The sequence below is a fragment of the Synechococcus sp. H55.11 genome (genome assembly GCF_047462475.1).
In the GTDB taxonomy this organism is placed as follows: domain Bacteria; phylum Cyanobacteriota; class Cyanobacteriia; order Thermostichales; family Thermostichaceae; genus Thermostichus.
Genome location: NZ_JANSJI010000081.1, coordinates 1 through 1973, shown reverse-complemented (window position 1 = coordinate 1973; position 1973 = coordinate 1). Strand labels below are relative to the sequence as shown.

The 1973-nt window shown below is 49.8% G+C and carries 2 protein-coding genes; both read left to right on the top strand.

What is annotated here, in order from left to right:
* The coding region (locus tag NW853_RS03450; RefSeq protein WP_414347770.1) for a hypothetical protein at positions 1–1048 on the top strand (1048 nt) is incomplete at its 5' end.
* 39 nt (positions 1049–1087) lie between these two features.
* Complete coding sequence (locus NW853_RS03445) at positions 1088–1810, top strand: hypothetical protein (RefSeq protein ID WP_414347767.1); 723 nt, start codon at positions 1088–1090, stop codon at positions 1808–1810.
* The last annotated feature ends 163 nt before the right edge of the window (positions 1811–1973 follow it).

Genomic DNA, 1973 nt, shown 5'->3' with positions numbered 1-1973 from the left:
TTTCCCTCCTCCTCCCCCCACTCCCTTTCCTGTTGAAAAAGTTAGCGTTGATCCAGCAGAAGTTAAGTTTGACTCAGGGACGACTGTTGGCTCTATAAAAACTCTCACGCTTACGCCGTCTGCTCCTCCGGCCAACGGCAGCTTGGTGTTGAAGGTAGAAAGCAGCAACCCGCAGGTGGTGGGCGTTTCCACAACTGCTGCCTCGTTCGTAACAGTTGTCGTTCCACCGGGATCCACAGATACACCCAAGGTTGTGCTGACGCGTTTGATCCCGGCTACACAGCAGGGCAATGCCACCATCACAGTTACCCGCGACCCGGCCACAACCGCTGCCAATTATCCGGTGGGCAGCGTGAATGTTGCCGTGCCGGTGACCTTAGAGCAGCAAGAGCAGCCGCCTAGTATTACAGTTACTCCTTCTTCGATAGAGTTCCTCGATGATGACATAATTGGAGCTACTCAAGATGTAACAGTTGAGCTCAAAATAACTCCAGTTGGAGGTCAGGTTGTACTGGACATAGGTGGAACCCCTAATCCTTTTGCGCCAGGTGCTCCGTTCACTGTTTCACCTTCAACTCTTATCTTTAAGGAAGGCAATAAGGGATCTCAGCAGTTCGGGGTTATTCGATTAACCGATGGTGTGTTTGCTGGCTCCATAACTGTTAAACTAAACACAGCCCTGACTACTGCTAGTAACTTCTTAACAGGAGATATTAACATTGTGATCCCTGTCAAGTCAGCAGTTGGCTCTATTGAGATTAAGTATGATAACTCGGTAGACTGTAAGAATAATCTAGGCAAAATAGTTACTGTGGTTCCCCAAGTTACCACTAGAGGGAAGGTTCTTCCTCCTTTTACCTACACAGCAGATCCTCCTCTGCCTTCTGGAGTCACGTTCAACACGAAAGATGGTGGTATCTCTATCCAATGCCCAGCACAGGCAGGTGCACCTCCCATTGGTTCCACTCTCTCGACGCTGGTAACTGTTACAGACTCCTCGAGTCCTCCCATTTCTGGTCAAGCTCTTGTGAGCATTAAAATTAATTAAATAGTCAAACCAGCCAGTAGTTCTCTACCTCTGGAAGCGGTGAATGTTGCTGTGGCGGTGACCTTAAAGCAGCAAGAGCTGCCGCCGAGCATTGAAGTTGCTCCTGACTCCGTTGAATTTGCTGGCACAGCTCTGGTTGGAACTTCTGCTAAGCTGAGGGTTACACTCCAACCATCAGCTCCAGTTGGTGGGCAAGTTGTGTTGGATGTGAGTGGAACTCCCGATCCTTTTGTCCCTGGCGCGCCATTTACCGTTTCGACCAGCACGCTGGTCTTCAAGGAAGGCAACAAGGGGCCTCAGGAATTCGAGGTTGTTCGCCTGACGCCTAACGAAGCTGCCGGATCAGTGACCATTAAGCTCAATCCCGCGCTGACGACGGCTACCAACTTCTTGACTGCCGACCTCAGCGCTGTGATCCCTGTTGCAATCAAAGCTCTGCCGCCGACTCCACCACCTGCCACTCTTGCAATTCAGTATAAGGATACTTCCTTGAAGTGTAGCACTAACCTTAACTTGAAGCTCACTGCGCCTCCAACTGTTACCATTACCGGCGCTGTTAAAAGCCCACTCACTTTCAAAGCCGAGCCAGCACCTAATCCTCCCTTCTTTTTTGACACATCCACAGGGGTCATTTCCGTTCAATGTCCAGCGGCAGCAAACCAGCCTCCGATTGGCCTTTCTTTCTCTGCATTGATAACGGTTACGGATTCTTCGATTCCGCCAATTTCAGCTCAGAAGTTCGTAGCCATCAAAGTCGAGTAGTAAGAACTACAGCAGCCCTAAGATATTCATAAGAAGTTCCAATATGTATAAAGCTGAGGGAGATGGGAATCAAAAAGGATTATCTGGGGTGGGAAGCTGTTGTGTTGGCCAAGCCGGCTGCCCAATCCAGCAGATGATTGACTGCTTCTGGGGTTTTGGCTTC